Below are 16,810 nucleotides of genomic sequence, written 5' to 3'. Positions count from 1 at the left end.
GGATGCATGTAATGCATCCTTTTTATTATTTCACCTCTAAGCTCCCCTTTATATGTGAGAAAACTCCATTCTTCATTTTTTGCTATAATAGAGATTGTCATTTTAAAGATAAGGGGTTAGTTATATGAGCAATTCCCGTTCCATTTTATCTCAACCAGAGTGGCGCATTGTAGATCAATCTAGTTTGGGACCAACATTCCATGCACTTCAGTCATTCGCAATGGATGACACATTATGCACAAGCATTGGAAATGGCAAGTCAGCCGCAACAATGCGTTCTTGGGTTCATCACAATACAATTGTCCTTGGTATTCAAGATTCACGCCTTCCGCATTTAGAAGAAGGTATTTCTTTTTTAAAACAAAACAACTTCAATGTTATTGTTCGTAATTCTGGCGGGCTTGCAGTCGTGCTTGATGAAGGTGTTTTAAACGTATCACTTTTATTCCAAGAAACAGAAAAAGGTATCGATATTGATCTTGGATACGATACGATGTGGCATTTGATTAAGGAGATGTTAAAGGATTACGACGTTACTATCGAAGCAAAAGAAATTGTCGGCTCTTACTGTCCTGGTAGTTATGATTTAAGTATTCGCGATCAAAAATTCGCTGGTATTTCACAACGTCGTATTCGCGGCGGTGTCGCTGTCCAAATTTATCTTTGTGCTACAGGAAGTGGCTCTGAGCGTGCCGCACTCGTTCGTGATTTCTACAACCTAGCAATTCAAGGGGAAGAAACACGCTTTACGTACCCTGAAATTGTACCAAGTACGATGGCCTCACTCTCAGAATTACTTGACGAAACCATTACAGTACAAGATTTAATGATGCGTCTTTTAAAAACATTGCAGCAATTCGCTCCAAAGTTAACTCCATCTCAATTAACAATAGATGAGATTCCTTTATATGAGACGAATTTACAACGTATTATTGATCGTAATAATAAAGCACTTGGCTTAGAAAAATAAAGACCGTCGCTATAATAGCGACGGTCTTTATTTCAATTCATTATAGAATTAAAGTGCTTGAGCTGCTGTAATTAAAGCTAACTTGTACACTTCTTCTTCGTTACATCCACGAGATAGGTCATTTACAGGCATGTTTAAGCCTTGTAAGATTGGTCCTACTGCTTCGAAGTTACCTAAACGTTGAGCGATTTTGTAGCCGATATTACCAGCTTCTAAGCTTGGGAATACGAATACGTTAGCATCACCTTTAATTGTAGAACCTGGAGCTTTTTTCTCAGCTACAGATGGTACGAATGCAGCATCGAATTGGAATTCTCCATCTAAAGTTAACTCAGGAGCCATTTCTTTTGCAATGCGAGTTGCTTCTACAACTTTTTCTGTTTCTGGAGATTTCGCAGAACCTTTTGTAGAGAAGCTTAACATAGCAACGCGTGGATCAATGCCGAATAACTCAGCAGTTTTCGCACTTTCGATACCGATTTCAGCTAAATCTTGGCTGTTTGGTGCAATGTTAATTGCGCAATCAGCGAATACATATTTCTCTTCTTCACGTACCATAATGAATACGCCAGAAGTTTTTGTAACGCCTGGTTTTGTTTTAATAATTTGAAGTGCTGGACGAACTGTATCAGCTGTAGAGTGAGCTGCACCACTTACTAAACCGTGTGCTTTTCCCATGTATACAAGCATTGTACCGAAGTAGTTTTCGTCTTTAAGGATTTTGCGAGCGTCTTCTTCAGTTGCTTTACCTTTACGGCGTTCAACGAAAGATGCTACCATTGCATCCATTTCTTCGTATGTAGCTGGGTCGTAAATATCAACGCCTGCTAATGTTAAATTCATGCTAGCAGCTTTTGCGCTAATTTCTTCCTTATTACCAACTAAGATTGGTTTTACTAACTCTTCTTTTGCTAAACGCTCTGCAGCGCCTAAAATTCTTTCATCAGTTCCTTCAGGAAGTACGATAGAAATGCCTTTTCCTTGAACTTTTTCTTTTACTGTTGTAAATAAGTTGCTCACTAATAAACCCTCCTACATATGTTAAAAATACTCTATCTTTAAGAATACTGCTTTTCTTCTATATTTTAAACTTATAGCTCCCAAAAAATAGATAAAATAAAAATGATTATATTTTCATAAAATTCAGCCGTTAAATTCAACTTGCTTAAACACTTAAATGTGACAATTTTATGCGCCAAGGTTTTATATAGATGATTTTAAAACTATATATGCTATAGTTAACGTGTAAAACTATCATTAACTGAGGTGAATAGAATGAGTGAAGCAACAACAACGTTAGATGGCTGGTATTGTTTACATGATTTACGTTCTATTGATTGGGCTGCATGGAAAACATTATCTAGCGACGAACGCGGACAAGCAGTGTCTGAATTTTTAAATGTCGTTGAAAAATGGAACGAAGTAGCTACTGCGAAAAAAGGTAGTCACGCAATGTATACAGTTGTTGGCCAAAAAGCTGATATTATGCTTATGATTTTACGTCCAACAATGGAAGAGTTAAATGAAATTGAGACAGAATTGAATAAAACAACTTTAGCTGAATATATGGTTCCTGCATATTCTTACGTATCTGTTGTTGAATTAAGCAACTATCTTCCAGCTGATGAGGATCCATACCAAAACCCACAAATTTTAGCTCGCTTATATCCTGAATTGCCGAAAGCAAATCATATTTGCTTCTATCCAATGGATAAGCGTCGCCAAGGTGATGACAACTGGTACATGCTTCCTATGGAAGAGCGTAAAAAAATGATGTACAGTCATAGTAAAATTGGTCGTCAATATGCAGGTAAAGTACGCCAAGTGATTTCAGGATCTGTTGGATTCGACGATTTCGAATGGGGCGTAACATTATTCGCTGACGATGTTCTTCAATTTAAAAAACTTATATATGAAATGCGCTTCGATGAAGTAAGTGCTCGTTATGGTGAATTTGGAACATTCTTCGTTGGAAACATTTTACCAGACGAAAAAGTAGAGAAATTTTTACACATATAAATGGTGAAAAGGAACGAATTTCGTTCCTTTTTTTATTCTTCTCTATATTTATCCTCAAAAATCTCCTTTTTTCTGCACTTTTGAAGAAAAACCGACATTTTTTCAAATTTATTGTAAAATTGTAACCTTTTTATATGTAAAGATATGCTAAAATGATACGAGCTATATGCTAAATAACGATGCGAAGGTGATAATCTATATGAAAAAAATCTTGTCTATTTTACTATTGCTTGTATTGTCAATTTCTTCCTTAAGAGTAACAACATCCCATGCGGAAGAAAAAATACATATTGAGGCGGCGGCTGCACTTTTATTTGATGCAGATACAGGAAAAATACTTCACGAGCAAAATCCAGATGAATTGCTAGCTATTGCTAGTATGTCAAAATTAATTGTTGTTTATGCTGTTTTAGAAGCAATTAAAGAAGGAAAAATCACATGGGATACGAAAGTAAATATTTCTGATTACGCTTATGAAGTCTCTCGTAATAATGAATTCTCTAATGTACCGTTCGAAAAAGGACGTCAATATACTGTAAAAGAATTATATCATTCTATTGTTATATTCTCTGCAAATGGATCTAGTATCGCTTTAGCAGAACTTCTTGCAGGAAGTGAGAAAAACTTCTTAAATCTTGCAAATGAACATGCTAAAAAGCTAGGATTAAAGAAATATAAATTTGTAAACGCTACTGGCTTAAATAACGCTGACTTAAAAGGAAAACATCCTGAGGGAACTGATCTAAATGCAGAAAACTCTATGTCAGCTCGTGATATGGGTATGCTTTCAAAAGCAATGATTACAAAGTATCCAGAAATGCTAGAGGATACAAAACAAAGATTTAGAAACTTCCCAGACAATCATCCAAAACCAATTCGTATGGAAAACTGGAATTGGATGTTACCAGGAGCTGCTTTCGCTTATGAAGGTACTGATGGTTTAAAAACCGGAAGTTCTGATACAGCTGGATACGGATTTACTATTACTGCTAAACGTGGTGATGTACGTCTTATCTCAGTTATTATTAAAACAAAATCAATGGATGAACGTTTCACAGAATCTCGTGAATTAATCGAATATGGATTTAATAACTTTGAAAAACAAAAACTAAAAGTTAATAAGAACAATACAATCTCTGTAGTAAAAGGGAAAGAAGACCAAGTAACTGTTGCACCCGAAAAAGAAATAACAGTAATTGCGAAAAAAGGTAGCAAAGAGCCTTATAAAATTGGGACTGAATTAGATAAATCTCTTGCTGAAGATGGACATTTAGTTGCTCCTACTAAGAAAGATGCCAAAGTAGGCTCAATTACTTTAGAATCAACTGATAAATATGGTTTCTTAGACGGTAGTAAAAGTATGAAAGTTACTGCAAAAACGACAGAGGAAGTTGAAAAAGCAAATTGGTTTGTGTTAACAATGCGCTCTATTGGTGATTTCTTCTCAAACTTATGGTCTAAAGTTTTTTAATAAAAAAGCTGGCTCACGCTAGCTTTTTTATTTTCCACTCTCAATGTAAAACTTCGTTTGGTTGTCATATCTGAGTCCTTTTCCTCATACGTATGAACTAGTAATTGTTACACACTTCATCTAGAGATAAACCTCTTTCCAAAAGGTATTACAAAAAGAGAGGTGACACATAATGGGCGTTATTGCTTATAACGAAGCAGATGTAAAGTTGTTAGCTAGACTGATGCGTGCTGAAGCCGAAGGAGAAGGGCAACAAGGAATGTTAATGGTCGGAAACGTTGGGGTAAATCGTGTCCGCGGAAATTGTTTAGACTTTAAAAGCATTCGTAATTTACGTCAAATGGTTTATCAAAACCCCGGCGGTTTTGAAGCAACGCAAAAAGGATATTTTTATCAACGGGCACGTGAACAAGATATTGCCCTGGCGAGACGGACCATTCAAGGGCAACGTTTTTGGCCTGCCAATTTTGCCTTATGGTTCTTTAGACCTGAGGGTGCATGTCCGCCAACTTGGTATAACCAACAAAACTCTGGTCGCTTCAAAAAACACTGCTTCTTCCAACCATCTGGCGAAGACTGTCCTAGCGTATATTAAGAGATGAAAATGAGGAGGGATTTTTGAATGGCACAGCAACAAAATCCGTACTATGGAACAGGTTTTTATCAACCATCTGGAACTTATGTACAACCGCAACAAATGACTCAACAACAACAGCAAGCAATGCAACAACAATCAGCTCAAGCTGCACAAGCTCAATATGCAATTTCTCAAGGCATGTTACCTCTAGAGCAATCCTATATTGAAAATATCCTTCGCTTAAACAAAGGTAAGCAAGCTACGGTTGTAATGACTTATGAACGTGGCAGTTCCCTTGGTACACAATCTTATACAGGTATTATTGAAGCGGCTGGCCGTGACCATATCGTTATTAGTGAACCACAATCAGGAAAACGCTATTTACTACTAATGATTTACTTAGATTACGTAGAATTTCCAGAGGAAATTACGTATTTACCTAGTCAACAAGCAACTTATGCTCCAAGACCATAAAAAAAGCTGGCATATGCCAGCTTTTGTTTTTTTATAATCCTTTTACAACTGCAGTTCCGACTAAAATCCATGCCACAATAAATGCTACACCACCAAGAGGTGTAATTGGGCCAAAGAACTTAATTCCTGTCGTACTTAATGCATACAAACTACCTGAGAACATAATAATCCCAGCTACCATTAGCCAACCAGCAGTAGTTAAAAGTGATGATTGGACCTTATCCATTAATAAAGCAACTACGAATAGTCCACCTGCATGAAACATTTGATATGTAACGCCTGTTTTCCACACTTCTAACATTTTTGCAGAAATTTTATTTTCTAAACCGTGTGCTCCAAAGGCCCCTAACGCAACAGATAGCCCCGCTGCAATACAACCTAGTAAAAAGAAAATTTTCATCTTAATTCCCCTTTTTTACCTTTATCATAAGCAATTTTTGCATATAAGCCAAACGATTTATCTTCTAAAAATCAAATAAAGAATTACCGTTTGCATCACTTTCTTTTATATATACTGGCTCCCCAGAAACAGGTGCAATTGGTTGCATAGTTGTTACTGGTTGTGATCCAATTACTTTCGATGGAATTTGTGGTTCTCTATATGTAGATGTTTCAACTTGTTCATCTAATAATAAGTCACATAAAGCGCGCACAACTAATAAATGTTCTTTTGACTTTTGTCCTTCACTACTTTTTGCCTTCGCAATTTCATTCGCCATTTTATTTAAAATCTTGTCGCTAGATATTTGCATTCCTTATCACCTCGTACTTTGTAATTCTTTCTCGAATTGTCCCAGTTTCTCTACTGAACCAAATACTATTATCATATCACGTTCTTTCAATTTTTCCTGCCCCGCTGGATTATGTATAATATTACCATTTCTTAAAATCGCTAATATTGTTACATCAAACTGATTCCTTACATTACTCTCTAGTAACGATTTACCAACTAATATTGAATCTTTTCCAACTAGAATTTCTTCAATGACAAATGACTGTTCCACTCCATACAACACTGTATCAATATAATGAACGGTTAATGGATTGGCAATACCTTTTGCGATATGAATACCTGCCATACTAGATGGATTAATAACCTTATTTGCACCAGCACGCCTTAATTTCTCTTCAGTTTCTGGCTTTTCAGATCTCGCCACAATTTTAATCGTATCGTTTAATCCTCTGGCTGTTAATGTAATAAATACATTTTCGGCATCATTTGCAACAATAGCAACTAAACCAGCTGCTTCTAAAATTCCGGCATTATGTAATACTTGATCTTCCGTTGCATCTCCATGTACAAATAAAAGCTTTTCCTGCCCCGATATACTTTCATCTTTATCAACAACGACAAATGGAATATTCTTTTCTTGCAATTCATGTACAACTTGAAGCCCCACTCTACCGCAACCACATACTATAATATGATTTTTCAACTGCGCTATTTGTTTATCCATCTTCTTCCTCCGTACTGCATGAAATAAATTCCCTTCAATAATCATAGCTGCCACTACCCCAATTGCATACGTAACAATACCTACGCCAACAGGAATAATAAGGAGCGCAAATACTTTCCCCGCTTGCGTTACAGGAACGGCATCCCCGTATCCAACAGTCAATACAGTAATCATCGTCATCCAAAATGCTTGAAACAAACTAATCTCTTCGATCGTCATAAATCCTATCGTTCCTAGAATTACAACAAAAGTCATACATATAACTGCTATCCATAATTGCTTACGTGCATTCATACCTTGTTTCAACTCTTTTCTCTATCTACAATCTTTGCCAGTGGAAATAAAATACGTATATACTAGATACGGAATCTATGAAAGAGGTTGATATAATGAAGACATTTCTTTCCGCCTTACAATGGGCACTATTTATTTTAGCTGGAAGCCTTATTGTACCAATTAGTGTCGCAACTAGTTATGGTCTTGATGGCGCTGAAGCTATCGCATTCGTACAAAGAACGTTATTTGTTCTAGGCTTTGCTGGTCTCTTGCAAGCTATATTTGGGCATAAACTTCCTATTCAAGAAGGTCCTGCTGGCCTTTGGTGGGGAATTTTCTCCCTTTACGCAAGTTTAGGTGTCGTATTATTTGGATCCAGCAATGAGACACTTAAAGTTCTTCAATATGCTTTCTTATTAAGCGGTATTATTTGTATTATTCTTAGCGTTTTTGGACTTATTGATAAACTTGTTCGCTATTTTACACCGACAGTCATTGGAACGTATTTATTTCTTCTTGTCGCGCAGCTTAGTGGCTCCTTCTTAAAGGGAATGTTTGGCCTTGATGGAAAACATACAGAAGTACAACCTAACGTATTTATTCTTTCACTCATTGTTATTTTACTATCCTTTTTCATCATGAAGCTACCTATTATTGGACAATATTCCGTTCTTTTCAGTATCATATGCGGCTGGATATTATTCGCATGCTTCGGATTATCTAATCCAATAACACCAGTGACAGACATAATCCGTTTTCCGTCCTTATTTGTTTTCGGAATGCCTCGTGTTGAATGGAATATGGTAATTACAGTCATTTTCGTTACACTCTTACTTCTAACAAATATGTTAGCAAGTATTCGCGTTGTACAAAAGGTTGTCTCTAAATATGAAGAAAATACTGCATCAGATCGTTTTAAACAAGCTGGCATTATAACAGGAATCAACCAATTGCTAGGCGGCCTGTTTTCAGCTATTGGGCCTGTCGCTATTTCTGGATCAGCAGGTTTTATTGCAACGACTAATATTTATAAACGTCTCCCGTTTATATTAGGGTCAAGCTTTATTATTGTCGTTAGTATATTTCCAAAGATTACTTCATTCTTTGCAGCAATCCCTGTTGCAGTTGGTTATGCCGCTATTTATCCTGTATTCGCAAGCATGATTGGCCTCGCCTTTCGAGAATACGAAACTGTCCAGGATAAAGAACGATTATTTAAAGTAGCCGGTCTTTCAATCTTTACAGGAGTCGGAGTTATGTTTGTTCCAGCAGGAGCATATTCCACACTTCCACCATTTCTAGCATCGTTTTTAAGTAATGGTCTCGTTCTTGGATCTGTAATGGCAATCTTGCTAGAAATACTATTTTCTCGTTCCACAGCAAAACAAATATCGTAAATTGGAAAACTTCCATTATTGCACTCTACCTTTAGAGTTGTTACGATAAAATCAAACTTTAATCATTGGGGTTTTATTCATCCCCAATGATTATTAACCAATATTATGAGCAACACACTCATAATAATTTATCTACTTCTTTTCAAAGAGGTTTGATGTCTTACTATTATTCCTCAACATCTTCATGAACATGTATTTTGATTTCAATTAAAGAAAGGAATTTTCTATATGACTTATAAAATGATTGTTTTAGATTTAGATGATACTTTATTACGTGATGACCATACTATTTCACCTCGTACGAAAGAAGCGTTAATGACTGCACAAGAGCAAGGGGTAAAGGTTGTACTTGCTTCTGGACGTCCAACGTTTGGTATGCGCAATGTAGCCAAAGAGCTTCGTTTAGAAGAATACGGCAGTTTCATTTTATCTTTTAATGGTGCAAAAATTATTAACTGTAAAACAAACGAAGAAATCTTTAGTAGTACGCTATCTCCTGAAATCGTTCACAACCTATTTGAAATTAGTAAAACTGAAGATGTATGGATTCATACTTATATGGGCGATGATATCGTAACGGAAGAAAATAATCCTTATACTGAAATTGAGGGCGATATTACTGGTATGCCAATTGTTGTAGTAGATGACTTTAAAGCCGCAGTTAAAGAGCCTGTAGTAAAAGTATTAATGAATAAAGAGGCTGAACGCCTTGTTGAAGTTGAAAAGAAACTACAAAAACAACTAGAAGGCCAATTAAGCGTGATGCGTTCGAAACCATTCTTCTTAGAATTTACAGAAGCCGGTGTTACAAAAGGAACGAGCTTAAACAAACTGATTCAAAAGCTTGGCATTAAGCGTGAAGAAGTTATCGCAATGGGCGATAGCTATAACGACCAAGCAATGATTGAATTTGCTGGTCTTGGTGTTGCAATGGGCAATGCACCTGATGATATTAAAGAAATTGCAAACTACGTAACAGATACAAATATGAACGATGGTGTTGCAAAAGTTGTAGAGAAATTCGTTTTAAAAACGGATGTACTTGTTTAATATTTTCATTCACAAAACCTATTTGAAGTCAAATACTTCAAATAGGTTTTTATTTAAATTCTCATGCTTTTGTGACTATATTTTGAACTTTGCACTATTCTCGTAGTGTAAACTTTCTTTTTGTATATAATGAAACAAAATAGACTATTTTATTTTGAAAAAGAATACAAATTTACTATATACAAGCATACGTTAAAGGAGGCTACTTTATGTTATCTACACCAATCGGACGATTAAGAGCAATTGGACTAGTTGAGGGTATTTCTTTCCTATTACTATTATTTGTAGCAATGCCATTAAAATATTTCGCAGGATTTGCAACAGCTGTTAAAATTACAGGCATGGCTCATGGTGTTCTATTTATTCTATTCATCTTTGCAGTAATTCAAGTAACAATCGTACACCGTAAATCAATTTTATGGGCACTTGGAGCATTCGTTTCATCAGTTATACCATTTGGTACTTTTGTACTAGATGCAAAATTAAAGAACGAGCAACAATGATAATAAAAAGGTAGTTAACGACTGTTAACTACCTTTTCTATTTATAAATTTGGAATTTCCCAATCAATTTCTCTTTCGCCCATATTAGCTAAAATCGTATTTACTTTAGAATATGGCTTACTACCAAAGAAACCACGTCTTGCCGATAATGGGCTTGGATGTACAGATTCGATAATATGATGATTCGGATTCGTAATTAACTTCTTCTTCGCCTGCGCATGGCGCCCCCACAATATGAAAATAACTGGCTTTTCACGTTCGTTCAACAGTTCAATTACACGATCTGTGAAGTGCTCCCATCCTTTTCCCTTATGAGAATTTGCTTCGCCTTCACGAACTGTTAATACGGTATTTAGTAGTAATACTCCTTGTTCCGCCCATTTTACTAAATAACCGTTATTCGGGATTTCATAACCATATTCATCTCGAAGTTCTTTATACATATTTAACAATGATGGTGGTGTTTTAACACCAGGTTGTACAGAAAAGCTTAAACCATGCGCTTGATTCGGTCCATGATATGGATCTTGTCCTAAAATAACAACCTTTGTATTTTCATAACTTGTATACTGAAGAGCGTTAAAGATATCTTCTACCTTCGGATAAACAACATGCATGCTGTATTCTTCTGTCAAAAAACTGGATAGAGTAAGATAGTACTCTTTCTCGAATTCTGGTGCCAATAGTGGCTCCCAATCATTCTTTAAAACATTTTCCATACTGTCACTTCCTGTCTAATTAATTCACCATATCCTGTCTTGTAAATACTACGAACGAAATAACAAGAGAAACAACTGCCCAAACAGTTAAATTCATCAAAGAAAACCCCATCGATAAACCTTGTAATGCAGGTAATTTTCCTGATAAATAATCCGTTAATGATAAATTCACACTAAAAATATACTTGGCGCCTTCCCAAGATGTTGCGAACGAGCTTAAAATACCACCTGCAATTAATGCAGCTAGCATAACGCCCATACCAGCTGGTGTATTACGAATTAAAACAGAGACCATAAATGATATAGTTCCAACAACGATAGCAACAAACCAGGCTAGTCCATACGCCATTAAGATGTATTGCCACTGCGGAATAAGATGTACAAAGTTCGTATTTAACGTTTCCTTATCAATGACGAATCCTGTTAAAACAGGTAAATTCCATCCCGAGTACCCAAATACAAGCCCTGATAATATGTAGGCAAACAAACCTACAAGAAACAGTATGAGCGAAATGAAAAATAACATCGTCACGTATTTACTAAGGAGTATTTTCCAGCGCCGAATCGGCCGCGTAAGTAACATCTTCATCGTCCCATCACTTCGTTCTCCTGAAACGATATCAATGGCGACAATCATTACGAGAAGCGGAATAAATAACGTAATTCCTTGTTCAATAAATGCTCTGACAAAAGTCGGTGCACCCGGTGCCATCGGGTTAATATCATGATCTAAATAATATTGTTGTTGCTCAACTCTTACCTTTAACCAATCACGCCATTCTTCTGGCAACCTAGAATTGTTCAATCGATTTTGAGAATCAACAATTTGCTGTTGTAATGAAACCTTCCAATCAGTTGTACCGAGTCTTTTTTGTGTCGTTTCTATTTCACGATACTGCGCGTACACAAAAAGCGGGATCAAGATTGCTAAAATAAGCATGACAACAAAAATACGTTTCTTGCGGTAAATCTTTTCTGATTCATTTAAAACTAGATTCGCAAATTCACGCATGCTGCTCACCCCTTGTGAGTTCAATAAATAAATCTTCTAGCGTAAATATGAGCTCCTTAACGCTATGTACATCTATTTCATTTTCAACAAAGTGTTTATTCCAACTACTTATAGATGCAATATCCATGCGGCATAGTAATCGCTCGCCTTCTACACTCACTTCTCTTATTTCCTCGGCCGCTTCTAGCATATCTTTCGCCTTAGAAATCGGTGTAACAATCCATTCTACACGATCGCTTGCTGTTTTAATTAATTCTTCAACCTTGGCAACTGTTATCATCTTTCCTTTATGAATAATAGCAACGCGATCGCATATCATTTGCACTTCACTTAGCAAGTGACTTGAAATAAACACGCTCATATTTTCTTCTTTTACAAGCTTATGTATAAATTCCCTAAGTTCTCTAATCCCTGCTGGATCTAAACCATTCGTTGGCTCATCTAATATGAGCAATTTTGGATTCCCAAGGAGCGCCTGCGCAATTCCAAGGCGTTGTTTCATACCAAGTGAGTACGTTTTTACCTTGTCATGAATTCTTTCATCTAAATGAACCATTTCAGCAATTTCAATAATACGTTCATCTGATATATCACCTAACATACGAGCAAATTGCTTTAAATTTTCCCATCCTGTTAAATATGTGTACAGTTCTGGGTTTTCAACGATACTCCCAATTTGACGCATCGCTTCTCTGAAATTTTCCTTAATCGAATAACCACCGATAGAAATCGTACCTTCTGTCGCCTTAATCAATCCGACTAACATTCGAATGGTAGTCGTCTTTCCAGCACCATTTGGTCCTAAGAACCCGAACACTTCTCCTTGCTTTACATCAAAGGAAATATTCTCTACAAGAGTCTTCTTTCCAATTATCTTCTTCAAGTCTCGTACAGAAAGTATCGTCGTCATTTTACCCCTCCTTGTTCTAGTTTTAATTTACTTACAACGTTTTGAACTAAACGTTCTGCCATATACGTATAACCTACTTCGTTCGGATGAAAATGATCAGAGTATAATAAATCTTTCCCGCGGTTTTGGAATAAATCAAATGTCGGTGTAATATACACATTTTTATCGTTTAGCGCTAACTTCTCTAAAGATGCATTCCAGTCCACAACAATGTTTGAAGACCCTTTTAAATCTTCTACATCTTCAAAAGGATTGTATAAACCAAGCCAAAAAATCGGACTATCTGTATTTAATTTACGAATTTCTTCTATAATTTTCTTTGCTTCATTTTGAAATGTTTCTGTGTCAGGACGATACGTCTCTAAATCTATTTTCCCAAGCGATTCCCAGCCCGGGAACAAATCATTCCCACCAATCGTTAACACGATTACATCTGCTTGCTTAATTGAATATTTAGCGCCATTACTTTCAATTTGTTTTAATAAATCGGGCATTTTTGCACCACTAACTGCTAAATTTGTTAATGCAATTTTTTGCTTATAATCTTTTTGTAAATCCTCTTTCATTCGCCCAACATAACCAATTCCTTCTTTATCACCAACGCCACGCGTTAATGAATCACCTAAACTAACGATTTGTAATGTTCCCGTTTTCCTTTTCTCTTTTGCTACTACATCGGTCTTTTTAATTAAATTTGAAGCTTTTGGATTTAATACATCATTTACACCTGAAACAAAGCCATATGCAAATAAACAGAAAGATGCAATTGTAATGAGTAGAATTACTTTTACTACTTTTGATCTCATATCAAAACCCCTTTTAGCCCTCATAGATTGTCCATAATTATACCAAACGAAATTTTGAAAAGCGATTCTCACACCTTCTCAATTATGTCGTTTCTCTATCTACTAACTCTGGTAATAACTCTATATGCTTCACATCTAATTTCTCTTCACTAATCTTTTCATATAATAATTCAAACGCTCTCATTCCAACGTTTTTACTAGAATGCGAAATCGTCGTTATACCCAATATATCTGCCACCTCTTGATCATCACACCCGATAATCGTAATATCACCCGGAATACGAATTCCTTGTTTTTTTGCTTCTGTAACCATCCCCGCTGCAATATGGTTACAAGATACAAGGAACGCCGTCGGTTTTACTGACATATGAGCCCATTCTCTAATTACATTGCGTCCATCTTCCACTGTAAAACAACCCTCAAATTTCCAGGTCTCTAACGGTGTTACGGTACTCTGTTGAAGCGAATCTTCATACGCCTTCTTTCGTCTTTGGCTATTAACGCTATTACTTCTTCCAATACAATATCCAATACGTGTATGACCGGTATCTATTAAGCTTTTCATCCCATGTGAAAATACTTTGTAGTAATCGATATGGACACTTGAAATGCATTTTGAATCTATTTCTTCACACATAACAATCGGGCCGAATTTCGTATATTCTTCAAGCTTCTCCTTACTATTTGCCCGAGAACAAATAATAACCCCATCAAGCTTTTTCATTTTTAACATATTTAAAATTTCTAGTTCTCTTTCTTCGCTATAATTCGTCTGGCAAAGCATCATATTATAATTATTCTTTGCTGTTTCCTTCGATATTCCTTCAATAATAGCGCTATAATATTGATCATTTACGTGCGGTAATAAAACGCCAATTACATTCGTTTTTCCCTTCACTAAATGAATTGCATTCACATTTTGCGTATAATTTAATTCTTCTATAATTGCTAAAATTTCTTTTCGTTTCTGTTCATTCACATAAGGATGATTATTTAGTACACGTGAAACAGTTGAAATAGATACCCCAGCAAGTTCAGCAATCTTTCTTATATTTGTCATCTCATTTTCCCCTTCTCACAAAAATTCTCCCTTGACCTGGTAAGCTTTCCACAATATATCCTTTCCTAGCAAATACATTTTGAAAGGATATACAACTATGTTTCGATTCAAATTAGAATATATATTTTTCATTGGCGGTCTACTCATTCTCGCCATCGGTATTAATATGATGACGACCATTACTTCCTTTGGACTTAGCCCTTATGATTCCTTCTTTATTGCACTATATCAAAATTTCGGGATAAGTATAGGTTTTTGGATTTTCATGATTAACTTCGCTTTTACACTTATCGTACTCTTTTGGAATAAAAAACAAATAACAATTGGTACTATCGTAACGATGGTTCTTATTTCTCTTTTTGTTGATTGGATTGGTTCCACTACAACTATTATGGATGCTATCCGCTCTCTTCCAAAATATATAACACTTATTTGCGGAAATCTATTTGTTGGAGCTGGAATTGGCCTTTACGTCTCTACGAACCTTTGCCCAGCACCTCAAGAAGCTTTCGTTTTAACGGTTGCTGAGAAGAAAAAATGGACGTTTAGAAGAACAGAGATTTCATTAGCCTTTTTATTTTTAACGCTAAGCTTTTTATTAGATGGACCTATCTATTTTGGAACAATCATCTTATCCTTTACAACAGGCTGGATTATCCAAGCATTTATTCAAGTTGGTACGCAGATTTTAAATAGAAAAGAGCCTATTAAGCAAGCTGCTTAATAGGCTCTTTCTGTTTTATGGTAAGAGATACTACTTAGCATCCCCTTCAATTCGATAGTTCGCTTTCAAACAATCTATTTCTTCATACCCTTGCAACGTATGTAGAATATAATCATAATCAGCAAGAGACGCACGATGCGTTACAATTACAATTTCAGCCTTTCCTTTCTCTTCAAGCGGCATTTGAATAATTTTTTCAAAGCTAACTCCGCGCTCAGAGAATAATGAAGTGATCTTTGCAAATACACCAATTTCATCTTTTACATGAAGTCTTAAAAACTTCTTCACAACAATTTCGTCTGGCTCTTTTAGTACCTTTTGATATTGCGGGACTACAGCACTATTTCCTGTTACCCCTAATCTAATATTTTGCATTACAGCTACTAGGTCGGAAACAACAGCCGTTGCTGTCGGTAAACTTCCTGCACCTGGTCCATAAAACATTGTTTCTCCAACTGCTTCACCATACACATATACAGCGTTATATTCGTTTTGCACGGCCGCAAGAGGATGTGTATTTGGAAGTAAAGTCGGTTCAACTGTAACCTCTAATTTTTCACCATCTCGCTTCGCAAGACCGATTAATTTAATCGTGTATCCTAAACTCTTACTGTATTCAATATCTTCTTCTGTAATAGAAGTAATCCCTTTTACCTTCACATCTCCAAGCTCTACATTTGTAGAGAAACCAAGGGTAGCCAAAATTGTCATTTTTCTTGCTGCATCTAAACCTTCTACATCTGATGTTGGATCCGCTTCTGCAAATCCAAGTTGTTGGGCTTCTTTTAACACGTCGTTATATGCTCTCCCTTCGTCTGACATTTTCGTCAAAATAAAATTAGTCGTTCCATTTACAATTCCCATTACTTTCGTAATAAGATCTGAAGAAAGTCCTTCTACGATACTGCGTAAAATTGGAATTCCCCCTGCCACACTCGCCTCATAGAATAAATCAGCCTTATTATCTTTTGCTGTCGCTAATAATTCAGCTCCATGTAATGCCATTAAGTCTTTATTTGCAGTTACAACATGCTTTCCGCTTTTTAAAGCTTGTAAAATATATGATTTTGCATCATCAATGCCACCCATCACTTCGATGACAACATCAATATTTGGATTATCTAAAATTTCATGTGCATCTTGTGTTAATAGAGTAGAAGGTACCTCTACCTCTCTCTCTTTCTCAATGTTTTGCACTAATACTTTCGTTACCTTCACTGGACAACCTACTTGGTGTATGAGTCGTTCTTGATGATCCGTAATAATACGAACCACACCACTGCCAACCGTCCCAAGACCTAATAACCCAACTTGAATTTCTTTCATAGTACTTTCCACCCCTCAAAAATTGTGTTTAGATGAAATTATATGAGTAAAAAACCTGA

19 protein-coding genes are annotated in these 16,810 nt (G+C 36.0%); 9 read left to right on the top strand and 10 right to left on the bottom strand.

Annotated features, from left to right (window positions below):
• Window positions 1-124 precede the first annotated feature (124 nt).
• The gene (lipL, locus tag CGQ22_RS26980; protein WP_000071947.1) at window positions 125-970 is read left to right on the top strand and encodes an octanoyl-[GcvH]:protein N-octanoyltransferase; all 846 of its coding nucleotides are present in this window, start codon (window positions 125-127) and stop codon (window positions 968-970) included.
• A gap of 48 nt (window positions 971-1,018) precedes the next feature.
• On the opposite strand, the gene pta is transcribed toward lipL, so the two are convergent.
• Window positions 1,019-1,990 (bottom strand): phosphate acetyltransferase, encoded by a 972-nt coding sequence (gene pta / locus CGQ22_RS26975; RefSeq protein WP_000067215.1) that lies wholly within the window; start codon window positions 1,988-1,990, stop codon window positions 1,019-1,021.
• A 255-nt stretch (window positions 1,991-2,245) separates the two neighbouring features.
• Here pta and hemQ point away from each other — a divergent pair, with 255 nt between their 5' ends.
• From hemQ to gerQ, 4 genes are all read left to right on the top strand, one after another.
• Window positions 2,246-2,989 carry a hydrogen peroxide-dependent heme synthase gene (hemQ, locus tag CGQ22_RS26970; protein ID WP_001287595.1) on the top strand — a complete coding sequence of 248 codons (744 nt, stop codon included), beginning with the start codon at window positions 2,246-2,248 and terminating at the stop codon, window positions 2,987-2,989.
• A gap of 199 nt (window positions 2,990-3,188) precedes the next feature.
• A complete protein-coding gene (locus CGQ22_RS26965) occupies window positions 3,189-4,460 on the top strand; it encodes a serine hydrolase (RefSeq protein ID WP_000722878.1) in 1,272 nt (423 codons plus the stop codon).
• Window positions 4,461-4,632: 172 nt separating this feature from the next.
• On the top strand, window positions 4,633-5,055 hold the full coding sequence (gene cwlJ / locus CGQ22_RS26960; protein WP_000538154.1) for a cell wall hydrolase CwlJ: 423 nt from the start codon (window positions 4,633-4,635) through the stop codon (window positions 5,053-5,055).
• A gap of 27 nt (window positions 5,056-5,082) precedes the next feature.
• On the top strand, window positions 5,083-5,511 hold the full coding sequence (gene gerQ / locus CGQ22_RS26955; protein WP_000068651.1) for a spore coat protein GerQ: 429 nt from the start codon (window positions 5,083-5,085) through the stop codon (window positions 5,509-5,511).
• 31 nt (window positions 5,512-5,542) lie between these two features.
• Here gerQ and CGQ22_RS26950 read toward each other — a convergent pair whose 3' ends face one another.
• The 3 genes from CGQ22_RS26950 to CGQ22_RS26940 all read right to left on the bottom strand — a co-directional run bounded on the left by CGQ22_RS26950 (window position 5,543) and on the right by CGQ22_RS26940 (window position 7,262).
• Window positions 5,543-5,911: a DUF423 domain-containing protein gene (locus tag CGQ22_RS26950; protein WP_000688315.1), complete on the bottom strand. Its 369-nt coding sequence runs from the start codon at window positions 5,909-5,911 to the stop codon at window positions 5,543-5,545.
• 64 nt (window positions 5,912-5,975) lie between these two features.
• Window positions 5,976-6,263, bottom strand: a complete 288-nt coding sequence (locus CGQ22_RS26945) for a YwdI family protein (RefSeq protein WP_001167350.1) — start codon at window positions 6,261-6,263, stop codon at window positions 5,976-5,978.
• Window positions 6,264-6,269: 6 nt separating this feature from the next.
• Window positions 6,270-7,262, bottom strand: a complete 993-nt coding sequence (locus tag CGQ22_RS26940) for a potassium channel family protein (RefSeq protein ID WP_002164263.1) — start codon at window positions 7,260-7,262, stop codon at window positions 6,270-6,272.
• Between the two features lie 95 nt (window positions 7,263-7,357).
• Between CGQ22_RS26940 and CGQ22_RS26935 the strand changes: the two genes are divergently transcribed.
• The 3 genes from CGQ22_RS26935 (at window position 7,358) to CGQ22_RS26925 (ending at window position 10,194) form a co-directional block, all read left to right on the top strand.
• A complete protein-coding gene (locus tag CGQ22_RS26935) occupies window positions 7,358-8,641 on the top strand; it encodes a purine/pyrimidine permease (protein WP_139032810.1) in 1,284 nt (427 codons plus the stop codon).
• Window positions 8,642-8,869: 228 nt separating this feature from the next.
• Window positions 8,870-9,691, top strand: coding sequence for a Cof-type HAD-IIB family hydrolase (locus tag CGQ22_RS26930; RefSeq protein WP_000221382.1), 822 nt, complete (start codon window positions 8,870-8,872; stop codon window positions 9,689-9,691).
• Window positions 9,692-9,900: 209 nt separating this feature from the next.
• Window positions 9,901-10,194 carry a DUF3817 domain-containing protein gene (locus tag CGQ22_RS26925; protein ID WP_000953396.1) on the top strand — a complete coding sequence of 98 codons (294 nt, stop codon included), beginning with the start codon at window positions 9,901-9,903 and terminating at the stop codon, window positions 10,192-10,194.
• A gap of 41 nt (window positions 10,195-10,235) precedes the next feature.
• On the opposite strand, the gene CGQ22_RS26920 is transcribed toward CGQ22_RS26925, so the two are convergent.
• Genes CGQ22_RS26920 through CGQ22_RS26900 form a run of 5 tightly spaced genes read right to left on the bottom strand, consistent with a single transcriptional unit; the run spans window position 10,236 to window position 14,701 of the window.
• Window positions 10,236-10,913, bottom strand: a complete 678-nt coding sequence (locus CGQ22_RS26920) for a uracil-DNA glycosylase (protein ID WP_000432516.1) — start codon at window positions 10,911-10,913, stop codon at window positions 10,236-10,238.
• A gap of 19 nt (window positions 10,914-10,932) precedes the next feature.
• Entirely contained in the window at window positions 10,933-11,925 is a 993-nt protein-coding gene (locus CGQ22_RS26915) for an ABC transporter permease subunit (protein WP_001206477.1), read from the bottom strand.
• On the bottom strand, window positions 11,918-12,835 hold the full coding sequence (locus tag CGQ22_RS26910; RefSeq protein WP_000207704.1) for an ABC transporter ATP-binding protein: 918 nt from the start codon (window positions 12,833-12,835) through the stop codon (window positions 11,918-11,920). The genes CGQ22_RS26915 and CGQ22_RS26910 overlap by 8 nt, the downstream gene beginning before the upstream one ends.
• On the bottom strand, window positions 12,832-13,713 hold the full coding sequence (locus tag CGQ22_RS26905; protein WP_002164264.1) for an SGNH/GDSL hydrolase family protein: 882 nt from the start codon (window positions 13,711-13,713) through the stop codon (window positions 12,832-12,834). Before CGQ22_RS26905 ends, CGQ22_RS26910 begins: the two co-directional genes overlap by 4 nt.
• 10 nt (window positions 13,714-13,723) lie before the next feature.
• The gene (locus CGQ22_RS26900) at window positions 13,724-14,701 is read right to left on the bottom strand and encodes a LacI family DNA-binding transcriptional regulator (RefSeq protein WP_000181946.1); all 978 of its coding nucleotides are present in this window, start codon (window positions 14,699-14,701) and stop codon (window positions 13,724-13,726) included.
• A gap of 97 nt (window positions 14,702-14,798) precedes the next feature.
• Between CGQ22_RS26900 and CGQ22_RS26895 the strand changes: the two genes are divergently transcribed.
• Complete coding sequence (locus tag CGQ22_RS26895; RefSeq protein ID WP_000488229.1) at window positions 14,799-15,425, top strand: YczE/YyaS/YitT family protein; 627 nt, start codon at window positions 14,799-14,801, stop codon at window positions 15,423-15,425.
• Between the two features lie 30 nt (window positions 15,426-15,455).
• On the opposite strand, the gene CGQ22_RS26890 is transcribed toward CGQ22_RS26895, so the two are convergent.
• The gene (locus tag CGQ22_RS26890; protein WP_000659099.1) at window positions 15,456-16,751 is read right to left on the bottom strand and encodes a homoserine dehydrogenase; all 1,296 of its coding nucleotides are present in this window, start codon (window positions 16,749-16,751) and stop codon (window positions 15,456-15,458) included.
• Between the last annotated feature and the right edge of the window lie 59 nt (window positions 16,752-16,810).

The organism is Bacillus sp. M13(2017) (assembly GCF_002218325.1).
Taxonomy (GTDB): Bacteria; Bacillota; Bacilli; order Bacillales; family Bacillaceae_G; genus Bacillus_A; species Bacillus_A thuringiensis_K.
Note: the sequence above shows the minus strand (reverse complement) of the source record. Positions and strands in the feature narration are given on the sequence as shown.

Excerpts from the sequence above, each read along its gene's own strand:
- CGQ22_RS26950 (WP_000688315.1), bottom strand. The coding sequence starts at position 5,911 with ATGAAAATTTTCTTTTTACTAGGTTGTATTGCAGCGGGGCTATCTGTT.
- lipL (WP_000071947.1), top strand. The coding sequence starts at position 125 with ATGAGCAATTCCCGTTCCATTTTATCTCAACCAGAGTGGCGCATTGTA.
- cwlJ (WP_000538154.1), top strand. The coding sequence starts at position 4,633 with ATGGGCGTTATTGCTTATAACGAAGCAGATGTAAAGTTGTTAGCTAGA.
- CGQ22_RS26930 (WP_000221382.1), top strand. The coding sequence starts at position 8,870 with ATGACTTATAAAATGATTGTTTTAGATTTAGATGATACTTTATTACGT.
- CGQ22_RS26895 (WP_000488229.1), top strand. The coding sequence starts at position 14,799 with ATGTTTCGATTCAAATTAGAATATATATTTTTCATTGGCGGTCTACTC.
- CGQ22_RS26940 (WP_002164263.1), bottom strand. The coding sequence starts at position 7,262 with ATGAATGCACGTAAGCAATTATGGATAGCAGTTATATGTATGACTTTT.
- CGQ22_RS26965 (WP_000722878.1), top strand. The coding sequence starts at position 3,189 with ATGAAAAAAATCTTGTCTATTTTACTATTGCTTGTATTGTCAATTTCT.
- CGQ22_RS26915 (WP_001206477.1), bottom strand. The coding sequence starts at position 11,925 with ATGCGTGAATTTGCGAATCTAGTTTTAAATGAATCAGAAAAGATTTAC.
- CGQ22_RS26900 (WP_000181946.1), bottom strand. The coding sequence starts at position 14,701 with ATGACAAATATAAGAAAGATTGCTGAACTTGCTGGGGTATCTATTTCA.
- hemQ (WP_001287595.1), top strand. The coding sequence starts at position 2,246 with ATGAGTGAAGCAACAACAACGTTAGATGGCTGGTATTGTTTACATGAT.
- CGQ22_RS26890 (WP_000659099.1), bottom strand. The coding sequence starts at position 16,751 with ATGAAAGAAATTCAAGTTGGGTTATTAGGTCTTGGGACGGTTGGCAGT.
- CGQ22_RS26920 (WP_000432516.1), bottom strand. The coding sequence starts at position 10,913 with ATGGAAAATGTTTTAAAGAATGATTGGGAGCCACTATTGGCACCAGAA.
- CGQ22_RS26925 (WP_000953396.1), top strand. The coding sequence starts at position 9,901 with ATGTTATCTACACCAATCGGACGATTAAGAGCAATTGGACTAGTTGAG.
- CGQ22_RS26910 (WP_000207704.1), bottom strand. The coding sequence starts at position 12,835 with ATGACGACGATACTTTCTGTACGAGACTTGAAGAAGATAATTGGAAAG.
- CGQ22_RS26935 (WP_139032810.1), top strand. The coding sequence starts at position 7,358 with ATGAAGACATTTCTTTCCGCCTTACAATGGGCACTATTTATTTTAGCT.
- gerQ (WP_000068651.1), top strand. The coding sequence starts at position 5,083 with ATGGCACAGCAACAAAATCCGTACTATGGAACAGGTTTTTATCAACCA.
- CGQ22_RS26945 (WP_001167350.1), bottom strand. The coding sequence starts at position 6,263 with ATGCAAATATCTAGCGACAAGATTTTAAATAAAATGGCGAATGAAATT.